The sequence below is a fragment of the Neobacillus vireti genome (assembly GCF_036962345.1).
Classification (GTDB): Bacteria; Bacillota; Bacilli; order Bacillales; family Cytobacillaceae; genus Neobacillus; species Neobacillus vireti_A.
Map to the genome: position 1 here is coordinate 132,820 of NZ_JBALNB010000006.1, position 18,765 is coordinate 151,584.

General features: G+C 37.1%; 20 protein-coding genes. 6 read left to right on the top strand and 14 right to left on the bottom strand.

Translation table 11 applies throughout. From position 1 onward, the window contains the following. Positions 1–63: 63 nt before the first annotated feature. The 4 genes from V7108_RS06925 to V7108_RS06940 all read right to left on the bottom strand — a co-directional run bounded on the left by V7108_RS06925 (position 64) and on the right by V7108_RS06940 (position 4,325). Positions 64–735, bottom strand: coding sequence for a carbonate dehydratase (locus V7108_RS06925; RefSeq protein WP_420489171.1), 672 nt, complete (start codon positions 733–735; stop codon positions 64–66). 161 nt (positions 736–896) lie between these two features. After that, a complete protein-coding gene (locus tag V7108_RS06930) occupies positions 897–1,391 on the bottom strand; it encodes a hypothetical protein (RefSeq protein ID WP_335567704.1) in 495 nt (164 codons plus the stop codon). A gap of 116 nt (positions 1,392–1,507) precedes the next feature. Further along, positions 1,508–3,109, bottom strand: coding sequence for a glucose PTS transporter subunit IIA (locus V7108_RS06935; protein ID WP_335567705.1), 1,602 nt, complete (start codon positions 3,107–3,109; stop codon positions 1,508–1,510). A gap of 214 nt (positions 3,110–3,323) precedes the next feature. Beyond that, entirely contained in the window at positions 3,324–4,325 is a 1,002-nt protein-coding gene (locus tag V7108_RS06940; RefSeq protein WP_335567706.1) for an LLM class flavin-dependent oxidoreductase, read from the bottom strand. Between the two features lie 410 nt (positions 4,326–4,735). Here V7108_RS06940 and V7108_RS06945 point away from each other — a divergent pair, with 410 nt between their 5' ends. Next, positions 4,736–5,347, top strand: coding sequence for a cell wall hydrolase (locus tag V7108_RS06945; protein ID WP_335567707.1), 612 nt, complete (start codon positions 4,736–4,738; stop codon positions 5,345–5,347). Positions 5,348–5,432: 85 nt separating this feature from the next. Here V7108_RS06945 and V7108_RS06950 read toward each other — a convergent pair whose 3' ends face one another. From V7108_RS06950 to V7108_RS06975, 6 genes are all read right to left on the bottom strand, one after another. After that, positions 5,433–6,932, bottom strand: a complete 1,500-nt coding sequence (locus V7108_RS06950) for a malate:quinone oxidoreductase (protein ID WP_335567764.1) — start codon at positions 6,930–6,932, stop codon at positions 5,433–5,435. A gap of 220 nt (positions 6,933–7,152) precedes the next feature. Continuing rightward, a complete protein-coding gene (locus V7108_RS06955) occupies positions 7,153–8,061 on the bottom strand; it encodes an AEC family transporter (protein WP_335567708.1) in 909 nt (302 codons plus the stop codon). A gap of 460 nt (positions 8,062–8,521) precedes the next feature. Next, entirely contained in the window at positions 8,522–9,349 is an 828-nt protein-coding gene (locus tag V7108_RS06960; RefSeq protein WP_335567709.1) for a GNAT family N-acetyltransferase, read from the bottom strand. Positions 9,350–9,370: 21 nt separating this feature from the next. After that, positions 9,371–9,535 carry an aspartyl-phosphate phosphatase Spo0E family protein gene (locus V7108_RS06965; protein ID WP_335567710.1) on the bottom strand — a complete coding sequence of 55 codons (165 nt, stop codon included), beginning with the start codon at positions 9,533–9,535 and terminating at the stop codon, positions 9,371–9,373. A 208-nt stretch (positions 9,536–9,743) separates the two neighbouring features. Continuing rightward, complete coding sequence (locus tag V7108_RS06970; protein ID WP_335567711.1) at positions 9,744–10,781, bottom strand: DUF3231 family protein; 1,038 nt, start codon at positions 10,779–10,781, stop codon at positions 9,744–9,746. Between the two features lie 133 nt (positions 10,782–10,914). After that, complete coding sequence (locus V7108_RS06975) at positions 10,915–11,574, bottom strand: AraC family transcriptional regulator (RefSeq protein ID WP_335567712.1); 660 nt, start codon at positions 11,572–11,574, stop codon at positions 10,915–10,917. 203 nt (positions 11,575–11,777) lie between these two features. On the opposite strand from V7108_RS06975, the gene V7108_RS06980 reads away from it, so the two are divergent. Then, positions 11,778–12,161 carry a hypothetical protein gene (locus V7108_RS06980; protein WP_335567713.1) on the top strand — a complete coding sequence of 128 codons (384 nt, stop codon included), beginning with the start codon at positions 11,778–11,780 and terminating at the stop codon, positions 12,159–12,161. A gap of 50 nt (positions 12,162–12,211) precedes the next feature. Here the strand turns inward: V7108_RS06980 and V7108_RS06985 are convergent, their stop codons facing one another. The 4 genes from V7108_RS06985 to V7108_RS07000 form a co-directional block, all read right to left on the bottom strand. Next, on the bottom strand, positions 12,212–12,682 hold the full coding sequence (locus V7108_RS06985; protein ID WP_335567714.1) for a CoxG family protein: 471 nt from the start codon (positions 12,680–12,682) through the stop codon (positions 12,212–12,214). A 153-nt stretch (positions 12,683–12,835) separates the two neighbouring features. Next, the gene (locus tag V7108_RS06990; RefSeq protein WP_335567715.1) at positions 12,836–13,201 is read right to left on the bottom strand and encodes a VOC family protein; all 366 of its coding nucleotides are present in this window, start codon (positions 13,199–13,201) and stop codon (positions 12,836–12,838) included. A 120-nt stretch (positions 13,202–13,321) separates the two neighbouring features. Further along, positions 13,322–15,445, bottom strand: coding sequence for a transglycosylase domain-containing protein (locus V7108_RS06995; RefSeq protein ID WP_335567765.1), 2,124 nt, complete (start codon positions 15,443–15,445; stop codon positions 13,322–13,324). A 187-nt stretch (positions 15,446–15,632) separates the two neighbouring features. Further along, positions 15,633–15,836 (bottom strand): Fur-regulated basic protein FbpA, encoded by a 204-nt coding sequence (locus V7108_RS07000; protein WP_335567716.1) that lies wholly within the window; start codon positions 15,834–15,836, stop codon positions 15,633–15,635. Between the two features lie 236 nt (positions 15,837–16,072). On the opposite strand from V7108_RS07000, the gene V7108_RS07005 reads away from it, so the two are divergent. From V7108_RS07005 to V7108_RS07020, 4 genes are all read left to right on the top strand, one after another. Continuing rightward, positions 16,073–17,161, top strand: a complete 1,089-nt coding sequence (locus V7108_RS07005; RefSeq protein ID WP_335567766.1) for an AbrB family transcriptional regulator — start codon at positions 16,073–16,075, stop codon at positions 17,159–17,161. Positions 17,162–17,314: 153 nt separating this feature from the next. Beyond that, positions 17,315–17,758, top strand: coding sequence for a hypothetical protein (locus V7108_RS07010; RefSeq protein ID WP_420489167.1), 444 nt, complete (start codon positions 17,315–17,317; stop codon positions 17,756–17,758). Position 17,759: 1 nt separating this feature from the next. Beyond that, positions 17,760–17,987, top strand: coding sequence for a helix-turn-helix transcriptional regulator (locus V7108_RS07015; protein WP_335518672.1), 228 nt, complete (start codon positions 17,760–17,762; stop codon positions 17,985–17,987). 45 nt (positions 17,988–18,032) lie between these two features. After that, positions 18,033–18,737 (top strand): DUF4386 domain-containing protein, encoded by a 705-nt coding sequence (locus V7108_RS07020; protein WP_335567717.1) that lies wholly within the window; start codon positions 18,033–18,035, stop codon positions 18,735–18,737. The last annotated feature ends 28 nt before the right edge of the window (positions 18,738–18,765 follow it).

Below are 18,765 nucleotides of genomic sequence, written 5' to 3' on the forward strand. Positions count from 1 at the left end.
AATAATCCAAATTTCTTCCGTTTTGATGACAAAAAAAGTGCCTAATTTCAATAAGGAATACAGTTAACACGCTAGCCCGCAAGAACATCTATTTTTCCCGAAAAATAAGGAATAGGCTGAAGGAAATTCTCGATTTACTCTTTGGACCTCCCTTGCAAACTCCTCTTCTGTTTCAGGGACAGTAGCTAATACATTTGCTTTACCCTGGGTATCAATATTTGCACCTGGAGGTACAAAACTACGCGGTTTAAGTTCCACTCCATTTGTCACGACTGCACCGGAAGAAATAAAGCTCCCTTCTCCTATGACTGCATTATACACAATCGAATTAAACCCAATAAATACATCATCCTCCACTCGACATGGACCATGTACTAAGGAACCATGCGCACAAGAAACCCGGTTTCCAATATAAATGGAGAACCTTTTATTGTTCTTTTCAACATATTTATTTTTCAAACCATGAAGAATGACACCATCCTGAAGATTACTATTACTTCCAATATAAAAAGGAGTTCCTTCATCTGCACGAATACTTACGAATGGGGCGACAAAGGTATTTTTTTCAATGGTGACATCTCCTGCAACAAACGTAAACGGGCTTAAGAAAGCTCTTTGATGAATTTTAGGATAATGAAGATTGGGGTTTACAGAAGTTTGAGGGTTATAGCCAACATAATAACTATAAATATTATAGGGCCCATATTGATTCCTTTGGTAATTCCACAAGGTCACCTCTCCTTTCATTCCAAGCATCGATCATACTACGTATACGCACAGAATTTATTTTCATCACCAAATCTTAATAAAATATGTATCGGTGCCTGTCACCATCCGTGGACACTGTCCACCTCAGGCGGACAGTAGAGAAAAGCAGAAAATGAGCCAGTGTCCTGTTAGCACTCTGGCTCGTTTTCGTTTGTTTTTGGTTTGTTTGGTTTAGGGGTGTCTGTTTTGAAGATGTTTTTTGATAGTGCATTTAGTTTGTTGAGGAAGCGGTTGAATCCAAATCCAACGAAGAAGGCAAAGCTTATTTGTGCATAAGGGGTATCTTTAAAGTCAACAAATTCAATGAGTAAGATTCCGCTTTGAATTAGAATAACAGCTATTATCGCGGTACCTGTAGCGAATATTGGATAGAAAATATACATAATCCATTCCCTATAGTCCTGTAATTCGTCTTTCATATAGTGGGAACAAAACATATAAAGGTGCCGCAGTGATCCGCCAATTGCTCCAGCAAAAAAGTAATAGAAATGGGCCTTAATATCGGTAATAAAGGGGTAAGTGTCTTCTAGAGCACCGGTTATTAATATACCTACTGCGATAAAACTTCCGAAAAACATGATGCAGAGATAAAACAGGATACCTGCTTTTAACCATTTACTCAAATCCATCACCACTTTCTGATACTGTATCATATGTGGTTTTGGACGAAGGCGTGCAGGAGAGACTTTGATTCATAGGTCAATGAAAAACGGTGAGAGGTCCTGTCTCACCGTGACTTTTATACAATTAGCTTTATTAATTCATCTTTTGCTTGGATTTTTCCATCTTTGACAAGCTCTATATCTACATATTGATTGCTATTGGTGATTACCACGGGGGTTTTTATATCATAGCCGGCAGCCTTTACGTTTTCTAAGTCAAATTGAATTAACAAGTCTCCCCTCTTAACGGAATCCCATTGTTTTACATGTGAATGAAAAAATTGACCTTTCAAATTTATGGTATCCACGCCAACATAAATTAAGATTTCTGCGCCGGCTTCTGATGTAATTCCAATCGCATGCCCTGTTGGAAATAAAGTAGTAACGATTCCGTCAACTGGTGAAACCACTTCACCCTTTGTTGGTTCAACGGCAATCCCTTTTCCTACCGTTTCAGTTGAAAAAAGCGGATCAGCAATTTTGCTTAAGGGAATGATTTCTCCGCTTAATGGACTTAGAATGGTTTCTCTTTTCACTTCTCCTAATCCAAATTCTTTCACTGTTTTTGAAGGGATAGCATTATTTTTTCCTTCATATCCAAATATAAGTGTGAGAACCATAGCTACTACCAACGCTGTCAAAACACCAATTAGATAAAGTCCTATCGGTGAAAAAACAGGAATAGATAAGAAACTTGGGAGAGCAAATGCAGTCGCTTTTATTCCAAACGTCCCATTAATCGCTCCGCCAATTGCCCCTGCTAATGCCACAATGACCATCGTTCGTTTATACCGTACAAGGACACCATAGGTGATAAGTTCTGTAGTACCTGCTAATGCGCCAGGAACAATTCCTGATCCAGTAACCGTTTTTAAATCGGTATTCTTCGTTTTAAAAAATACCCCGATTCCCATTCCTATTTGAGCGAATGGCGCTGCAGCTGCCATAGCAATAATAGGGTCACCCCCGTTGGCAAGATTTGCAATGGCTAAAGGAATGACTGCCCAATGTAGACCTAATATCGTTAGGAAGGTCCATCCTGCACCAAGCACAGCCCCAGTTAAAAGTCCGCTTTTTGAACTTAAAAACTCGATAATCATTCCGATGGCTTCACCTACATAAGTTCCAAAGGGTCCAAATAGCAGTATGGTTAAAGGCACAATGACAACTAATGAAATTAGTGGATTAATAAACATTTGTAATTCTTTATATATCACTTTTTTCAAAAATTTATCTAACAAGGAATAAATGGACACAGCAATTAATATTGGAAAAACCGTTGATGAATAGCTTGCTACAATTACAGGAATTCCCAAGAAAGTAACATCCTGTGCTTTTGAGGCAACTAAATCCATATAATGCGGCTCTAACAGTGCTGCACCGATAGCACCACCTACATAGCCATTTGCTCCTAGTTTTATCGCTAAAGTAATCCCGAGAAAAATGGGGAAGAAGTAAAAAATTGCATGTCCAGCAGCAGATAGAATGGCATAGGTTCCGCTCTCAGGAGATAACCATCCCAATGTGGTTAAAATCGATAATAAAGCTGAAATTAATCCGGAGCCCGCAAGCACTCCTAATATAGGTGCGAAACTTCCACTGATTGCTCCTAGAATTTTATTGATAATCGTTTCTTTTTTTTCTGCAGAAGCTTCTATTGAAGTAGTATTCGAATTCATTGTTGTTCCCCTCTATGATGTTTTCCATTCCTATAGGTAACAAATTACCTAGGGTCCTAGCTTTTGATTTTCGTTTTATTATTACTTTTTCCAATATAAATCATGCAACAACTAAGGTTCATTGTGAACGAATTGGAAGCCGCTACAATAATTAAGATGGTTCAAAATAAAAAATGACGTGTGCCATTTTTGCACTCATCATTTCTTATTCTAATTACTTCTCATCCACTACTTCTTTAAACAACTCGTATGACCGTTTTTGTTTGTCAGCATCATAGATATAAGACACTGCCATAATTTCATCTACAGCATATTGATCTTGGAAGCTTGTCAGCTGCTGACGGATTGTTTCTTTGCTTCCCAACAATGTCACACTCGACATCGACTTAGCCATTTCTTCTTCCATTGGGTTCCAAATGCCATCCATACTTTCAACAGGAGGCTGCAAGGGATTACGTGAACCACGGACAACATTTAAGAAAAACTGCTGCATGGTGGTTTGTTGGTATCTTGCCTCTTCATCGGTTTCCGCTGCAATTACATTTAAACACACCATCATATATGGTTTGTCTAAATATTGGGACGGCTTAAATCTTTCCCGATAAATCGAAATCGCTTGTCCCATGAATTTTGGTGCAAAATGGGAGGCAAATACATACGGCAGACCTAAGCTAGCCGCTAAATAAGCCGAGTCGGTTGATGAGCCTAAGATATAAAGAGGTACCTCTGTTTCCACACCCGGATAGGCCCTAACATATCCTTGGTGCTCTTCCGGACCAAAATAGGTTAGTAATGCTTGAACATCCTCAGGAAAAGTATATACTGAATCATTCTTTGAACGTCTTAACGCGCTTGCTGTCATCATATCTGTTCCTGGCGCACGCCCAAGCCCGAGTTCTACACGATTGGGATAAATAGTCGCCATGGTTCCAAATTGTTCTGCCACGACTAAAGGAGAATGGTTGGGCAGCATAATCCCTCCAGAGCCAACTTTAATGGTTTTGGTGTGCTCTAAGGCGTGTTTGATTAAAATGGCAGTCGCAGAGCTGACAAGAGTTGGCGTATTATGGTGTTCAGCGATCCAATAGCGCTGATATCCCAATTCTTCCGTTGCTTGTGCAAGGTCTACCATTGCCTCAATGGCTTGTTTCGAATTTTGCCCTTGTCTGATTGGGGCTAAATTTAAGACTGATACAGGTATATTAATGTTTCCCATTTTATATCAAGTCCTTTCTTAATTAAGGTATATTCCTATAGTAACAGTAGGAAAATAAGAAACAAACTTAAATGCTTCTCTAATTTGATCAAATAACCCATTTATTCTTCCTGTTATTTTGACTGAATTAATTTACGGGCACAATAGACCTCTGATTCTCCCCTTAATTTTATCTGCCTCGATTTACGGGCACAATCACTCCATTATTCTTCCCTAAAATAGAAAACCGGTTACAATCTAACCATTTCTCCAATCCGCTCAATAAGTCTCTACCAATTTGGAAGTACCTTCCATATTACTAGAGACTCCTAATTGTCTTTTCTATGTAATTGAACTGTAATACTAATCTATTTTTTCTTTTCATAGTAATAGATTTAAATACAATAAACCAACTTGGAGGACTAGAATTAATGAAAAAACTAATTACCCTATTAACTTTGGCAGTTTTACTTTTATTTGCTTCCCCTGCTTTTGCTTATACCGTTAAGCACGGGAACACGATTTCAAATATCGAAAGAGACCGTAGCTTATCACTACAGGAGTTAGGTGACGAAAATCCAAAGGTATCAAATCTGAATCTCATTTACATAGGTCAAAACTTCAGCACACCTAAATCTATCAGGACAAATGAACCAAGGATAGAAGAAACTGTAAATCTGAGCCTTTCAGACTCTGAAATTGATTTGCTGGCAAGATTAGTGAGAGCAGAGGCACAAACGGAAACTTTAGAAGGGAAAATTGCCGTTGCTTGTGTAGTTCTTAATAGAGTCGAAAGTCCACAATTCCCTGACTCCATTAAAGAAGTCATTTATGCTCCTGGTCAGTTTCAGCCGGTCCAAAATGGTGAAATCAATAAGCCGGCTGACGAGGAATCCATTCAAGCTGTTAAATCTGCTCTTACTGATCATAGGAAATTGGCACGAGGCTCATTATTTTTCTACAATCCAGCGATTGCAACCAGCCGCTGGCTCGATACAAGGGCCACAACTCTTGTGATTGGGCAGCATGTATTTAAAAAGTAAAATAGGACTCACTTCCGCAAATATCCAGTACAAAAAAGAACCTTCAATCTAATGATAGATTAAAGGTTCTTGTGTTTAACAAGAATTAATTATAGACCAGTTCCTTTTTACTTAAACCAAGCGTTTGAGCTGTCGAAGAATGAATTTTCTCCAGTAGTACTGGGTTTTTCATAAGTGATTGGCCATATGAAGGGATCATTTCTTTGATTTTTGATTCCCACTCACTCAACTGTTCAGGGAAGCACTTTTTAATCACTTCAAGCATAACGTGAACCGCAGTCGAAGCACCTGGTGATGCACCCAACAATGCTGCAATCGTGCCGTCTGCGTCCGTAATAACCTCGGTACCAAACTGAAGTGTTCCTTTGCCAGCCTCCGTATCTTTGATCACTTGTACACGTTGTCCTGCGATTACAAAATCCCATTCCTCGCTTTTAGCGTTCGGAATAAACTCACGTAACTCTTCCATTCTTTGTTCTTTGGTTAACATCACTTGTTGGATGAGGTACTTTGTTAATGGCAGCTCTTTTGCTCCGGCCGCTAACATCGTTAAAACATTATTCGGTTTTACGGAAGTTACCAAGTCGAACATAGAACCTGTTTTTAAGAACTTTGGTGAGAAGCCAGCAAAAGGACCAAATAACAATGATTTTTTGTTTTCAATAAATCTTGTATCAAGATGCGGTACAGACATTGGCGGTGCTCCCACCTTAGCCTTTCCGTATACCTTAGCATGATGCTGTTCGACAACTTCAGGATTGTTACACACCATAAATATTCCACTAACCGGGAATCCTCCGATATGCTTTCCTTCAGGAATACCCGATTTTTGAAGTAAATGCAGGCTGCCTCCGCCGCCGCCGATAAAAACAAATTTCGCTTCATGCCGTGTGACTGTACCGCTGAAAAGGTTCCGCACTTTCAATTCCCATAAGCCGTCGCTCGTACGTTTAATATCATTTACCATATGGTTGTATTTAATATTGACATCTTTACTCTCTAAATGATTAAACAATGTGCGTGTTAAAGCTCCAAAATTGACATCTGTTCCAGAATCAATTTTTGTTGCAGCAATCGGTTCGATCATGTTACGGCCTTCCATGATAAGCGGAATCCATTCTATTAGTTTTTCAGGATCATCGGAAAATTCCATCCCTTTGAATAAAGGATTGTTTGATAGTGCTTTAAAGCGATTCTTTAAAAAAGTTACATTTTGTTCCCCTTGTACAAAACTCATGTGAGGAAGTGGTCTAATAAAATCTTGTGGATTATCGATCAATTTGTTATTTACAAGATACGACCAGAACTGCATGGACACCTGAAATTGTTCATTAATTTTGATCGCTTTACTAATATCAACTGATCCATCAGGCTTTTGAACTGTGTAGTTAAGTTCGCACAGTGCAGCATGACCCGTTCCCGCATTATTCCATTCGTTAGAGCTTTCCTCTCCTGCGCTTTCAAGCTTCTCAAATACTTTAATATCCCATTCAGGTACTAATTCCTTTAAGAGTGTTCCTAATGTGGCACTCATGATACCGGCCCCGATTAAAATAACATCTGTTTTAATTACCCCGTTGCTCATATTTATCAACCTTTTCCCCTAAAATTTGTAGTCAAGATGTGCCCCAATCCAATCTTGACATTTTCAACCATTCTGTCTGAATAACCAAATATAGTGTATTTAAATATATTTTAGATTAGTATAAATACTATTATCTGATAATTATAAGTTATTTAAAATCTGATAACAAGTGTGAAGTACTTCCACAAAGAGTAGAAATTACAAATAGCAAAATTATCTATTAAATAATGTTTGCAAAAATATACAATATTACAATACTTATTAAAATCGTGATATTTGATATCGTGGCCATTAAACGAATAGATTTTGTACTATATTTAAATTCTACTGCGAACGTTATCGCAGAGGATGCAGCAGGGAGCAGCAAACCAATCAAAATCGTATAGCGAAACATCGGTTCGTATGGAAGGGTAAAATATAAGGCGATCGCTATAAGAAATCCCAAGCTATATCGGAAAGTTAAATATTTCAACAAAGGTTTAATGGTTTGTTTATCAAATGTAAAATTCAAATAAAGACCCAATAATAATAAGGACAACGGCATATTGGCTTCCGATAGTATGCTTGCAACATTAATCACTACGTCTGGCAGCTTAATATGAGTGAAATTTAATATACTGGCTATGAAATAGGTCATTAAAGGAATGGACCTGCTTAGTTTTTTTATGATTTCAACTGGTTTAAGACTTAACCCTTCTTCTGAAAAATAACTGGCTAATATATAGGCAATTCCAAAGACGATAAAGGACGCTCCAACATCAAACATACTAAAATAGGTTAATCCGTTCATTCCCCAAATCGCAAAAACAAGTGGAAAAGCAAATAAGCCGACATTGAATCCTGAAGATAGGATCAAGAAGGTCCCTTTCATTTCTCTTTCTTCATTTTTAAAAACGAGTAAACCTAAAATTGTTATAAGAATCCCATACAAGATAACGATAACGGGTATTAAAACTAACGAGGTTTCTAGTTTTACAGAATCGAAGGTAACAAGTACTAAAGCAGGCAGGGTAATTTTAAAAATAAGTTTTGAAATGACTTCTCCATCTTTTTCTTGTAAGATCCTAAGACGTTTTAATAGATACCCAAGGGCAATGATGACTATGATATAGAGAAATTCTTGGTTCATTAAAAAATACACTCCAGTTTGATCATTTAGATATGCTTTCTATCTTTCGAAGATACATAACTTTTTTATTTTAACACACAATCTTCTGTATTTTAACAGGGTAATCCTGCTGTAGATTGTGCTGTCCAAACAAAAAGAAGCTGTCGGTAAGACAACTTCCTCAAGCACATAGCTTTATAAAATGCATTACTTAAAACCATATTCTTTTATAATAATCATATTCGAAGAGATCTAAATTTTCCTCGCTCTCCTTATTTGGGGCACACTCTTCACAAGGTTCTTCCGTCTTGTTATGGTCACATTGCTCAAATAAAAGTTCCATTGTTTGTTTCCCCTCCTCTAGTTCTTACTTCAATTATAATGTAAGCGATTACATTTGTCTTCTATTTTTATCTGGTAAATAATTCTTATTTGATAGAATTAGCATCAAAAAAACAGAGAGAACGGTAATACCCTCTGTTTAATGGATGATTTTATAATAATCTTGGGAATGAAAGTTTCTGAATCCACAAGACTCATAGAGTTTCAACGCATGTGCATTTTTTGCTTCTACCTCTAAAAAAATGGATAAGCCTTTTTCGTTCTCCATTTTCACCACTTTTGATAGGGCTTTTCTCCCTATCCCTTTACCTTGCAGCTCTGGGAAAACAGCAAAACCATATATCCATGATTCACCATCCATTTCAGAAAGACGCATTTTTCCAGCTGTTTTTCCACCTGCTTCAATAATGAATCTTCTATCGGTGTTTAGATCTTGAGTTTCTTGCCTATACTGCCGTGCTTCTTTTTCGTTTAAGCCAAAGCACTGTACATCTAATTGAATCTCTGCTTCCAAATCTTCTTCCGAAAAAGATGGTCTTATATGAATTGACTGATCATCGGATAATTCTGCTTTCTGCCATTTCATTTGATATTCAACCGTCTCTAAGGTACAAGGAATATTCTTTAAAAACTCCTTTGCGGGTTGGGATTCAGAAGGAGCATTCAACAAAATAATTCTTACTTCGCGTTTCTTTGCCTCTTCCAATGCCAAATCAAGCAGCGTAGAAAATACTCCTCTTCTGCGAAAATCAGGATGAACCATACCGCAGATTTCTACTTTACTTCCAAAATAATAGCTTCCAAGAAATCCAACTAAATTTTCATCAACATAATGAAAAAAATCTTCTATCCGATCTTCGGACCTGTTTTCAAGCATATCAAAATTAAGCTTTAATTGAATATTGTCCTCTCTCTCACAGATCTCCTGAAGCGATTTTATATCTTTTAATTGTTCTTTCGATAACATATGTACACCCTATTCTTGTTCTTAATATGCAGATAGATTACTAAATAATTTCATTTGTAAATTTATCAGATTATCAAGCTTTTTGCTGAGTCTAATCGTTTCTTCGGATGTAAAACCACTAGACATTCCGACATTTATCATTTGTTTACGTACGTTTTCAATTTTAACTACCAAATCATTCTTCAACTCTATTCGCCCCTTGTTCAACAATAACTAGATTCTATCAAATGAAAGCGAATTCATGATAATCATTTCCATCATCAAATATCGACAGGATTAATTGACAAAATGCGATGTTCTCTATAAAAAGTTAGTGACGTAAAACGTTTTATCAATCACATACGTAACGCATGAGACTTTACTAGGTCTCATGCGTAATTTCCGTGCTTCTGGGCTATTTTGAAGCCAAATACTCTCGGTCAACTGATTTGGGCGGCTGTTCCATCCAGCCGTTTTCAATGAGAATATTTGCCCCATCTTCTACAAATAATGAAACCTCTGCTAGTGATTTCATATATGCCAACCCCAGGTCTCTTCTTCCATTCACTGACATCGAGTTACCAAATGCACGCATCTTTATTGAAAACATATCAACTTTATGAAAAACCATTATTTTATCTGAAAATGGTGAAAATGTGGATGTTGTCACTAGATGATCAATTTGTGACGGGAACGGCAAATTTTCCTTATGAAGTTTATCTTGGAAACGCTGCACTTCCTTATCCGTTATTTCTTTACCTCTTAAAAAGTAATTTCGCACCTTTTCCTTTTTGGAAACCTGACTAAACGCAATCAAAAGTGCTTTACTGGTGATGTTGTTTTCAATATTATCGTAAAGATGAATGATTTCTAGTGCGTGCATTTCTCGAACATTACCGAAAAACCCATTCAAATAATTCTCCTTCTGGATAAAATCAACCTTACTTGGCACGGGAATATTCGGAGGCATCATAATGAACCCTTTTTCAATTAAAACATTGTTAATTTGGCCTAAAAGGATGGTAGTACACGTATTGCAATGGATGAAAAATTCGCGGATATCTTCTCTCATCACAATTGGAATGGCAATTGCATATAAACTTAGTCCCGCTTTAGAAGCATATTTCAAGTAATGTACATAAAATTGATCTTCAAATAATCTAGGTGATCCTAAATTGACATCCTCATCTGTATATCCTATCGGAATTGGAAAATTTTCCTTTGTGAAAAACTTTTCAATTGTAGTCATGAAATCAACCGTTAAATTCAACCCATTTTCAAGTAATGTTTTAATGTGCTCATCTTCTACATGTTGAAGAAAATACTTCAATATCTGATTAGACATACTATTCCCTACATAAGTAGCCCATAACTTCCCCATTTCGACGGCAGTGAACGGGTATTCAGGACTTAATTTAGATGCACTTATGTTGATTGGTTTTAATAAATCCATATGTAATCCCCTTAACCTTATTTACCCATTAGTTTTTTCATCCTTAGAAAATATATACAGAATGGTATCTATAAAGGAGAAAATGAAGGTAAAAAAAGAGGGCCGTGTCCTTGGTACAATTAGAAAAATGCCGCTATGAATCTAATTTGCGCACTGTTCTGATGATCTTGAGGTATTGGGTGTCACCCAGCCCATACTCACCAAAATTTTTTATTAACGCAGTTACAAGTTCATTTTCTGGGATATTTTGATCCTTTTTAATATATTGGATTAGATCACTTTCATCATTTAGATAGGTTATATATCGTTCAATCCCTTTTGCTAAGTGAATTGGATGGATAGAAGTGGGAATTTTTTTATAAATCATAACTTGATTGTAGAGCTCATAAAAACCGGCAGCATAAAGTGTGTACTCTTCAATACTTTCAAACTTATCCCCTGTTAAATGGAGTTTAACGGGCTTCTTATGCCCCGTTTTGTCGAGCCAAGCAAGGATGGTAAGCACATTGATTTGGCAGAACATATCTTCATCAAACCATAATTCGATGGTGGAAAAATCACCATTAACGAGTGGTTGCAAAGGGTTAATACTTATGTCCATATATTCTTCTTTGCTCACTTGATGAACCTTCGCACGTGTTATTATAAACTCCTGAGAAAATATCTCTCCCTTAATTTCACCAAAACACATTGCTTCGTTAAAAGGAATCATCATTTCATCACCGAGAAAATTTGTTCTTTTAAAATAATTATACATGGATTGTCCATTTAAAATATGTAAGGTTTGAATCATCGTTTACTACTCCTTCGTAAGGTAATATATAATGAATACTAACAATAAAGGTCTTAAATGATAATAGATATTCTCTATAAAGCCAACATTTCCTTTTTTATCCTATTTAGAATGGACAAATGTCATTTATTATTGGTACTATGACTAATAGTACATGTGAAAACCAATATTAATAGAATATAGTTGTAAAGGAGCTATTATTTATGTTCTTAGCACAGCTTCAACAAGAGGAGAAAGAGGCATTTCTTGAATTAGCAGTCTTGATTGCAAAAGTAGATGGAAATTATTCAATATTTGAAAATCCAGTGATTAAAAAATATCAAAAAGAAATGGAACTTGGGGATTATTCAGTAAGAGGGTTAGACATCGACGATATTTTGAAGATATTCAAAAATGAACGCTCTAAAAATATAGTCCTAATCGAAATTCTACGCCTTGTCTATTCTGACGGAATTGTTCATGAAAAAGAAAAAGAGTCCATTCGTTTCATAAAGGAACACTTTGGATTTGACTCCAATAAATATGGTAGTTTTAAGGAATGGATTATAGGCATAAAACAATTTGCCAATTATCCCGAGCATGATTGATATGAAAAGATGAGAGCAACGACTTTTTAGCGTTGCTCTTCTTAATCCTATTAGCGATTACGTCCTTTTCTGATAAGATAAAGATTTTTCTTGATTTCTTTCTCTAAGCTGTATAAAAATTTCTCAACTCCTTTATTTGCTCCGCCATTTAAGACTCGCTGTGCAGCCCCAGCCAGTGCACCAGTTATTTCTACATCGGAATGAATGTTGACTTTGGTGCCGCCTTGATGATCGTTTAAAATAACATCTGCTTTTCCAGTGAACTCACCTAGATTTCCTTTTCCTTTTAAAAACACATGACAGAAAGCAGGTGATTTTTCTTTCTCTACTTTGACCTCGAGTTCAAAAACATCCTTAAGCGGACCTAATTGGATATCAACTTGGGCTTGATAAAATCCGTTTGCGACTTGGACGAGTGACTTGCAGTTAGGAATAGTGTTTCTCAAAACCTTTTCATCCTTGATGTACTTCCAGACAATCTTTCTTGGCAGTCCAAAGATATGTTGGTATTCAATCTTCAACTTATCCCCTCCATTTTTGAAGGCTCTCAAGATAAAATATTTGATTGGTACAAAAATCATTCCTAAGAAAATTAAAATCAGATCGCCGGAAAGGTTGGAGTTCCTAAAAAATTTTTTTATTTTTTTTACTTAGACTCATGAATTTCACAAAATTTAGATCCACTCTAAGATTTCAATGCGGTTCCCAAAAGGGTCGGCTGTATAAAATCGATTTGCCCCTGGAAGGTTATGATCCTCAATTACTTCAACACCTTTAGCAATTAGATGTTTTTTCAATGCTTCGATATTTTCCACCTCAAAGGCTGGATGTGCCTTTTTTGCTGGAGAAAATGGATCTTCCACACCGATATGAATTTGCGTATTACCGTTCCGAAACCATGCCCCGCCGCGCTTTTTCAATTCCTCTGGTTTTTCCATTTCTTCAAAACCTAAAATATCAATAAAAAACTTACGTGCACGATCCTCACTTCCCTTTGGTGCAGCTAGTAGAATGTGGTCAATGGCTTTGAATACAAACATTTACAATCATTCTCCTTTATAAATAACTTATACTATCCATTTTTCGCTACAAATCAATAAATCCCTTCTAACCCTTAAAAAAAGCTCGTTTCTTAAGTTAGATACGAGCTTTCCCTTCCATTATTCATCATCTTCATCGTCTTCATTTTTTTCATCTTTGTCTTTATCCTTTTTACTTTTTTCTTTATCCCCCTGTCCTTTATTTTTGTTTTCCTTTTTGTTTTCCTTTTTCTTTTCCTTTTCTCTATCTTTCTTTGCCTTTTCTTCTCTATCTTTTCTTGCTTTTTCCTCTTTTTCTTCTTTTTCTTTTAGCCTCTTAAGTTCGCTTTTATATTTTTTCTCAACGCCTGACAAATCAAATTTTTCATCCGTTCGGATCGATTTTGACTTAGAAACTATTTCTTTAAAAATGACCGGAGTCGTACCACTGCTTGATGTTGACAAATAGTGATTTTCATCTGTTTGATCATAGCCCAGCCAAACAGCACCAACAATATTCGGGGTGTAACCGACAAACCAATGATCCTTTGTACCACTTTCGTTCGCAAACGGAAGCTGGGTTGAACCTGTTTTACCAGCGATATCAATACCATCTAGGTAAGCCTTTTTCCCAGTACCTTCATCGACCACACCTTTAAGCATGAACGTTATTTTTTGAGCAACTTCCGGATCTGTCACTTTCGTCGTTTTATCCTTCCATTTTGCAATTACCTTTCCTTCTGCATCTTCAATTTTATTTATCGCATGTGCTTCTGCCATTTCCCCATCATTCGCAAATGCAGTGTAGGCTTGTGCCATGCTTAGTGGGGAGGTTCCCTCATTCATCCCTCCGAGTGCAATTCCAAGTGAATGGTCCTCTTCTTTTAGCGGTATCCCGAATCGCTCAACTGCCTTCGTACCCTGTTCCAATCCGATTTCATTTAAAAGCCAAACTGGAGGTACATTGTATGAGTTCACCACCGCAGAATACATCGTCACTTGACCCCGGTATTGATGATCATAGTTCTTTGGCTGATATCCACCTATATTAAGCGGTCTATCCTCTAACAGGTCAAAGACTTCATAGCCTTGTTCCAGTGCCGGCGTATACACCGCCAAAGGCTTCATCGTTGAACCAGGCTGTCTAATTAATTGTGTGGCGCGGTTAAACCCTAATAAAGTATGTTCGCCTCTGCCGCCAACAAGTGCTTGAATCCCGCCATTTTCAGGGTTAATAAAAATAGCTCCACTTTGGAGCAGCTGATCCGGTTGACTCGCTGGGAATAGATTTTCATTTTGATAAACCTCTTCAGTTGCTTTTTGAATCGTCGGATTTAATTCTGTAAAAATATGAAGTCCACCAGAAAGAATTTCATTCTTTGTCAGCTCAAATTTCTTCATTGCCTCAACAATAATGTGATCTACATAGTATGGATAGCTGCCATGATAATCGTCATCCACCTTTTCTGACTGCAATACGATTTCCTGTTGTTTCGCATTATCTACATCATTTTGACTAATGTACCCTTCCTGTTCCATCAAGGATAAGACAAGGTCTCGACGTTCCGCTGCCTTTTCCATATTCTTAAAGGGAGAAAGGATGGAAGGAGCTTTAATTAATCCGGCCAGCATAGCTGATTCACTTAAGGTTAATTCACTTGCGTCTTTGCCAAAGTAAGTTTTTGCTGCACGCTGAATCCCCCATGCTCCCTCTCCAAAATAGATCTGATTTAAGTACCGCTCCATAATCTCATCTTTAGAGTAGGTGCGTTCAATTTTTTTCGTAATGATTAGCTCTTTTATCTTTCGTGTATACGTGCGTTCATGTGTCAAAAACGCATTCTTTGCTAACTGTTGTGTGACCGTACTACCGCCTGCTACTATATCACCTGAAATTGTATTTTTAACAAAAGCCTTCATAATCGCAAAATAATTAATCCCATTATGTTTATAAAAAAGTTGATCTTCTGTAGCAACCACCGCATGGATTACTTCCATCGGAATTTGGTTTATGCTGACTCCTTCAATACTGGAATTGGAAATCTTACTAGCAATTTCCCCATTTTGATCATAAATAATCGTCGGCTGAGGTGCCGGTTTATTCAATTTGCTGACATCACTACTCCAAATAAAGATATTCACGATGAGGAAACAAGCTAACACAGCAATGATTCCTGCTATCATTAATTTCCTCACTAAACCCATTGATAAAAACTTACCCCAATCCCATTGTTTAGACGCCTTACTTTGCTGTCGTCTTTCCATTCGTCCCACGTCTATACCTACCTTCTAAAAATAAACATTTACATATTGCTTAATTTTAAGACGAAAATCATTTTAGTCAATATGAAATAAGTCTTACTTTTGAATGGTAAAGAAGCGGGGAACTGTGAGGAGCAGCTATTTATTATACCCATCCTAAACCCTACAACTATACAGAGTCGCAAACAATCTATAGTATAGGTTGATTCGCTTGGTCCTTTTCTTTTGTTGTTGCATCATGATTAGCCTCGAAAAACTTGTACTCTTCCTCTAGATCACTCAACGTCCATTCATACAGATGTCGATCATCTTTTTTAAACACACCCTTTTTAAGGAGTTTATCTATAAGCATTTGCCTTCGTTGTTGGACAGCGGTTCGAAGAATATTCTTCATACCATGTCACCTCCAGAAATATTTACCAGTCTTGTTTATTACCCATTCGATTTTAAACCGCTGCTTTTGGATTTTGTGTCGATTTTAGGAAAATTTACCAACTCTTAAACCAATTTTCATCTTTACTTAATAAAAGAAAAGTAATTGTATTTATTTTAATGGACAAGTAAGTGGTGTGATCAAAACTAATATTTGATATGATGATAGAAAAGACGTTAGAGGGCGTTCCATTGGTTATGAATCTTGAGGATAATAAAATACGTTTTTTGATTACATTGTTCCTTGCCCTTTTAGGCGGCATAGTGTTTACTTTTATATCTATTCCCATTCCATGGCTGCTTGGTCCAATGACGGCTGTCCTAATTGGTTCGAGGTTTAGGACCATAAAGGTTTACTGGCCGGTTCAGATACGCGATACTGGCTTGATTATTTTGGGTTATGCAATCGGTTTGTCATTTACAAAAGAGGCTGTCATCCAAATTGGGGTAAAACTTCCGATCATGCTGCTTTTAACCGTTATTCTAATTGCTTTTTGTGCCGGAATAGCCTTTTTCGTTTCCAAGCTTTCAGGCGTTGATTATCCTACCATCCTTGTAGGAAGCATTCCTGGGGGACTTACACAAATGATTACCTTTTCCGAAGAGGTAAAGGGAATCAATATTACCATCGTCACCTTTCTTCAAGTGACGCGGGTGATAATGATTATTTTTCTTGTTCCCTTTCTTATTTATGGACCGTTTTTTAAAAATACATCACCATCAACTCTTGATGTAGCTAATATGGTGGATCAAGCTCCACTTTCTCCAACGCTCCTATTGTTTGCAGCAGTTTGTGTGATTTGCGCTTTCATAGGAAAAAAGATTAAATCTCCAACACCTTTTTTATTAGGTCCCATCATAGGGACAGCTATACTGACTCTATCCGGACTACCAGGACCTCATCTTCCAGACTTTATGTTAGACCTTTCGCAATTTATGATCGGCGGCTATCTAGGCTTATTGCTAAAACCAGAACAACTACAACATAAAACAAAAATATTGATCCTTGCGTTTGGCAGCGGGTTCGTTATGGTCTTATTTTCATTAGGTCTAAGCATGCTGCTTATACATTATTATGAGATTACACCTTCTACAAGTTTCTTAAGCTTATCACCTGGAGGAGCCGATCAAATGGCGGTTCTCGCACATGAGGTCCGGGCCGATTTAGCGATGGTCACCGGATTTCAGTTATTCCGTCTCCTCTTCATCTTTTTTGCTGTTCCCCCTGCTTTAAGATGGATTTTTAAAAGAAAAAGGTTAAATCAAAAGGAAAAGCCTATTAGGTGATGAACGTCACATCTAATAGGCTTTTCTTTTGCTATTTAATCCATGTGTCCGGCAATTCATGTAATCTTTACATGACTTCATGTCAACTTTTCTTTACATGGTGCATATAATACATTACCAGAAGTAAAAGTGACCATACAGGAGGTGTATACCTTGACCTATCAAGAAAAGAAAAGCATTGTATCGTTTATCAGTGCGATACTCATTTTCGGAACGTATTGCTTGTACATGTACCCGCGGTACCCAGGAAGTCTAGAGTCGCCGGAAACCTTTCGCTATTGGGGTTACTTCGTCCTCATACTTCTAGTCTTTTCAATCGTCGCGCATATCATGATTAGTATTATATTTACGATCATCTATAGAATTACCAGCAAAGAAAAGGAACCTGGCTTTGCGGATGAACTGGATAAGTTAGTTGACTTGAAAGCGAATCGAAATTCTTTCTTTATATTTATCATCGGCTTTCTTCTTGCAATGGGATCGCTTATTATCTATCAACATTCACAAGTGATGTTTATTATCCTAATCATTTCAGGTTTCATTTCCGATTTGACCGGATCACTTACAAAATTTTATCACTATCGGAGAGGAGTGTAAGATGGGCAAAAGTCTTGTTGGCAATCATATCCGTAAATTACGATTCAATCATAATGAAATGACTCAGCAGCAATTGGCTGACAAGGTGGGCGTAACAAGACAAACCATTGTCGCACTTGAAAAGGGAAACTACTCCCCCTCGCTAGAACTGGCCTTTCGAATTGCTCACGCCTTTAACTTGCCGTTGGAAGAGGTTTTCTATTATGGGGACAACAATAGTAATCTATAGGATTTATGACTGTTTTTGAATTTATTTTAAAAAGGGGATAACCATATGAATTCAAACAAAAAAGCAGCAAAAATGGTCGGAATACTGTTTTTACTTGCAGCATTTACAGCGGTAATAGGTCTTAATTTATACAATCCAATCCTTAAAGATCCCGACTATTTACTGAAGGGTGCTGAGCACGCCAATCAGGTGATACTAGGAGCGGTTATGGAGTTAATCCTTGTCGTTTCAGTAGTTGGTACTGCTACTACCATGTTTCCGATATTAAGAAAGTATAATGAAACGATCGCTCTTTGGCATGTTTGTTTCAGATTTCTTGAAGGTGTTATCATTACGGTTGGTGTAATCAGCGTACTTTCACTATTGACCTTAAGCCGTGAATTTGTAGCGGCAGGCACATACGATACTTCCGCTTTTCAAGCTTCAGGTACTGTATTAAAAGCAGTACATGATTGGACATTTATGCTTGGTCCTCTTTTCATGCTAGGAATCAATACACTGATGTACAGTTATATATTCTATAAATCCAAACTCGTACCCAGGTTTATATCAATCTTGGGTATTACGGGAGCAATTCTTGTTTTTATATGCGCGTTGTTGGTCATGTTCGGTGTATTCCCTCAAATTTCTTTTTGGGGTGCTATTTTTGCGATACCAGTAGCAGCGAATGAAATGATTTTAGCAGTATGGCTCCTCATTAAAGGTTTCAATGAATCTGCCATTTCTTCACTGTCTGCAAAATCTAAATAAGATGGGTTTAAGAAGAAGAAAACTCGCG